This is a genomic window from Mesorhizobium sp. M7A.F.Ca.CA.001.10.2.1, assembly GCF_003998575.1.
Taxonomy (GTDB): Bacteria; Pseudomonadota; Alphaproteobacteria; order Rhizobiales; family Rhizobiaceae; genus Mesorhizobium.
The window spans coordinates 1-3,762 of sequence record NZ_RZQY01000605.1; the positions used below are offsets into that span (position 1 = coordinate 1).

Annotated in this window: 5 protein-coding genes and 1 pseudogene; 2 read left to right on the top strand and 4 right to left on the bottom strand. The window is 63.8% G+C overall.

The genetic code is table 11. From position 1 onward, the window contains the following. Positions 1 to 232 (bottom strand): annotated as a pseudogene (locus EN964_RS28210) (cytochrome c family protein); the annotation flags it as partial. A gap of 193 nt (positions 233 to 425) precedes the next feature. Here EN964_RS28210 and EN964_RS28215 point away from each other — a divergent pair. After that, a complete protein-coding gene (locus EN964_RS28215; protein ID WP_127268467.1) occupies positions 426 to 1,154 on the top strand; it encodes a 3-deoxy-manno-octulosonate cytidylyltransferase in 729 nt (242 codons plus the stop codon). 9 nt (positions 1,155 to 1,163) lie between these two features. Continuing rightward, positions 1,164 to 2,027, top strand: a complete 864-nt coding sequence (locus tag EN964_RS28220; protein ID WP_127268466.1) for a prephenate dehydratase — start codon at positions 1,164 to 1,166, stop codon at positions 2,025 to 2,027. 56 nt (positions 2,028 to 2,083) lie between these two features. Here EN964_RS28220 and EN964_RS28225 read toward each other — a convergent pair whose 3' ends face one another. The 3 genes from EN964_RS28225 to EN964_RS28235 all read right to left on the bottom strand — a co-directional run. After that, positions 2,084 to 2,389 carry a Dabb family protein gene (locus EN964_RS28225; protein WP_127268465.1) on the bottom strand — a complete coding sequence of 102 codons (306 nt, stop codon included), beginning with the start codon at positions 2,387 to 2,389 and terminating at the stop codon, positions 2,084 to 2,086. A 37-nt stretch (positions 2,390 to 2,426) separates the two neighbouring features. Further along, the gene (nudC, locus tag EN964_RS28230; RefSeq protein ID WP_127268464.1) at positions 2,427 to 3,371 is read right to left on the bottom strand and encodes an NAD(+) diphosphatase; all 945 of its coding nucleotides are present in this window, start codon (positions 3,369 to 3,371) and stop codon (positions 2,427 to 2,429) included. A gap of 41 nt (positions 3,372 to 3,412) precedes the next feature. Continuing rightward, the coding region (locus EN964_RS28235) for an HIT family protein (RefSeq protein ID WP_127276997.1) at positions 3,413 to 3,762 on the bottom strand (350 nt) is incomplete at its 5' end.

Here is a 3,762-nt window from a genome sequence, read left to right on the forward strand (position 1 = left end):
CGGCAGCACCTTGCTCGACATTGGCGGTCGCCAACAGTTCGGCGATCGGCTTGGCTGCGGCGGCAGGCGCGGCCGGACCGCCTTCGGCGGGCTCGGCGGCCTCGATGGCGAAACCGGGCTTTTCCGGCGCCGGCGAGGCAAACAGCGCATCGGACACAATGCCGACCGAGAAGACGACGAAAACGGTTCCGAGCAATCCGGCGAGCAGTTTGTTGACTTCGTTGGAATCCATACGCCCCTTGCTCCCTTTTCCGGCGGACAGAACCGTCCACTCCGTCCGTCGGTATCGTGACCCGTCCTGCGAGGGCGGTCAAATCGGGCGGAAACTAGGTCTTTTGCTGCGGCGTTGCAACACCTATAAGGGCGCTTCCAGTGAGACCTTTTGCCACTTTCCCTGTCCTCTTTCGAGACGCCTTGCACCCGAAATGTCCACGCTGATCCTGATCCCGGCCCGCATGGCTTCGACCCGCCTGCCGGGCAAGCCGCTGGCCGACATCGCAGGCGCCCCGATGATCGTCCATGTCGCGCGCCGTGCCGCCGAAGCCGGCCTTGGCCGAGTGGTGGTGGCGACCGATACGCAAAGCGTGGCGCAAGCGGTGCGCGCGCACGGTTTCGAGGCCGTGATGACGCGCATGGATCACGAATCCGGCTCCGACCGCATCCACGAGGCGCTGATCGCGCTCGACCCCGGGCGCAAGGTCGAAACCGTCGTCAATGTACAAGGCGACCTGCCGACGATCGATCCCCAGATCATCGCCGCGTCGCTCAGGCCTTTCGAGGACAGTGCGGTGGACATCGCCACGCTCGGCGTCGAGATCGTCCGCGACGAGGAAAAGACCAACCCCAATGTCGTCAAGATCGTCGGCTCGCCGCTCTCGGGCAGCAGGCTGAGGGCGCTCTATTTCACCCGTGCCACGGCGCCTTGGGGCGAGGGGCCGCTCTACCATCATGTCGGCCTCTACGCCTATCGCCGCGACGCACTCGAGCGTTTCGTCGCGCTGAAGCCGTCGCCGCTCGAACGGCGCGAGCGGCTGGAGCAGTTGCGGGCGCTGGAAGCCGGCATGCGCATCGACGCCGAGATCGTCCAGTCGCTGCCGCTCGGCGTCGACACGCCGGAAGACCTCGAACGCGCCAGACAGATCCTTTCAACCTGAGATATCGGCATGCCTGAAAAGACCAACAGAATATCCTTCCAGGGCGAGCCGGGCGCCAATTCCGACACCGCCAGCCGCAACATGTTCCCTTCGATGGAGCCGTTGCCATGCCCGACTTTCGAGGATGCCTTCAACGCGGTCGAGACCAACAAGGCCGACCTCGCCATGATCCCGATCGAGAACACCATTGCCGGGCGCGTCGCCGATATCCATCATCTCTTGCCGGAATCGAAGCTGCACATCATCGGCGAATATTTCCTGCCCATCCATTTCCAGCTGATGGTGCTGCCGGGCGTCAGGCGCGACGAGATCAAGACGGTGCACAGCCATATCCACGCGCTTGGCCAGTGCCGCAAATACATCCGCAAGAACGGCTGGAAGGCGATCGTCGCCGGCGACACGGCCGGCGCCGCCAAGATGGTCTCCGAGGTCAAGGACCGCACCATGGCGGCGCTGTCGCCCGCGCTGGCAGCGACCCTCTACGGGCTCGATATCATCGAGCAAAACGTCGAGGACACCGACTCAAACGTCACCCGCTTTGTCGTCCTGACCAAGAACAAGCAATGGGCCGAGCGCCCGTCGCCTGACGTCAAGATGATGACGACCTTCATCTTCCGCGTCCGCAACGTGCCGGCCGCACTCTACAAGGCGATGGGCGGCTTCGCCACCAACGGCATCAACATGACCAAGCTGGAGAGCTACCAGCTGGGCGCTTTCACGGCGACGCTGTTCTACGCCGACATCGAGGGCCATCCCGACGACCCGCTGGTCAAGCTGGCGCTGGACGAGCTTCGTTTCTTCTCGCGCGAAGTGCGGATTCTGGGCGTCTATCCGGCCAGTGAGTCGCGTGAGCAGTGGAAGGTGGCGGACTGATCGCTACTAGGCATGGTCTTTTCCAAAAACCGGTTTCCACTTTTCGGGACCATGCCCTAAATCACCGCGCCCAGCGGCACATAGTCGATCTCCATGAAGGTCTCGACCTCGGGCACCCAGCGGTCGCGCACGAAGGCGACATGGTCTGGATGGTCGTTGTACCTGTTGTAGGCAGCCTGGTCGGCGAACTCCATCGAGAAGCCGAAACGATAGTCGTTCTTGGGGCTGATCTGCCGCAATTGCTCGAAATGCGTGACGCCCCTGATCGCGGTGAGGATTTTCTTGGCGTCGACCAGGAACCGCTTTTCCTCCAGCGAATGCGGCGGATGCTTCAGCGTGAAAACGACGGTGTGACGGATCATGCCCTGCTCCTGCAATGTCTTTGAATAATCGCGGCCATCATTCCGAGTCGACCCAGGCGCGGATCAGGTGATGCGCGATGGCGCCTTTCGGCGGCGTGACCAGATTGTCCTTGTGCGTCCTTTCCAGCATCAGGCGCACCTCGTCGCGAAAAAACCAGCGGCAGTCCTCAAGCTCGTTGAGGTCGGCCTGGATGTCGTCGTTGAGCGGCTCGCCGAAGCAGCCGATCATCAGCGAATAGGGAAACGGCCAGGGCTGGCTGGCGTGGTAGACGACGCGGCCAAGCCGGATGCCGGCCTCTTCCAGCGTCTCGCGGCGCACCGCCGCCTCGATCGTCTCGCCCGGCTCGATGAAGCCGGCAAGGGCCGAGTACATGCCCGGCGCGAAATGCCGGCCGCGCCCGAGCAGGCACTTCTCCCGCGTCGCCGTCAGCATGATCGCCACCGGGTCGGTGCGCGGAAAATGCTCTGTGCCGCAATTCGGGCAATGCCGCTTGTAGCCGCCGGCCCGCATCTGCGATTCTGTACCGCATTTGCTGCAGAAACGATGGCTGGCATGCCAGGCGAGCAGGGCCGCCCCTTGCGCCATCGCGCCAGCCGCCGCCTCGTCGATCAGCCCTTGCATGTAGACCGAGCGGTAGTCGATGGCCTTGACTGTTTCCGGAAGCTGTTCGGGTTCGACGCCGGCGGGCACGGCCAGCACCGGTCCTCGTTCGGAAAAGCCGAGCAGGATGCCTTGCGCCAGGGAAACCTTGAAGGGCTCGCTCTCGGTGGCGCCGAACCAGGGATCGAGAGCGCCGCTATCGCCGAGCTTCAAATAGAGCCGGCCGCCATGCATCAGAAGCAGCCGCGTCGCCGGATCGGCCAGCGCCTTGTCGACCGAATCGTCGGCGCGGTTCTCGGACTGCCGATCGATCGTGTTGCCGGCGAAGCCGACGAACTGGCTCGGCTCGCGCAAAGGCGCGTCAAACAGGCGGAAGCTCATGGGGACTCTGGAATATGTTGAGGGATGGACACTGGGAACGCTTATAGCGCCGCCTTGATCGTTTCGGCAAACCGTCGCAAGTCGGAACGTTGATAGGGCTCTCGCAGGCCGTGTCCCCACACAGGGCCTGGCCAGCCGGGATCACCTTCCGAGCGCGCGATGACATGGATGTGCAGCTGGCGCACGATGTTGCCGAGCGCGCCGGTGTTGATCTTGGTGCAGCCGGTCGCCTTCTTCAGCGCCTGCGCCACCATGTTGGTCTCGAAGGTCAGCATCGCCTGGTCGAGCGGCGTCATATCATGGATTTCCTCCGCGCCGGGCCGCTGCGGCACCAGCAGCAGCCACGGCCAGCGGCGGTCGTTCATCACCCGCAGTTCGCACAGCCCAAGCC

Coding starts and splice junctions, on each gene's coding strand:
- EN964_RS28215 (WP_127268467.1), top strand. CDS start 426: ATGTCCACGCTGATCCTGATCCCGGCCCGCATGGCTTCGACCCGCCTG.
- EN964_RS28220 (WP_127268466.1), top strand. CDS start 1,164: ATGCCTGAAAAGACCAACAGAATATCCTTCCAGGGCGAGCCGGGCGCC.
- EN964_RS28225 (WP_127268465.1), bottom strand. CDS start 2,389: ATGATCCGTCACACCGTCGTTTTCACGCTGAAGCATCCGCCGCATTCG.
- nudC (WP_127268464.1), bottom strand. CDS start 3,371: ATGAGCTTCCGCCTGTTTGACGCGCCTTTGCGCGAGCCGAGCCAGTTC.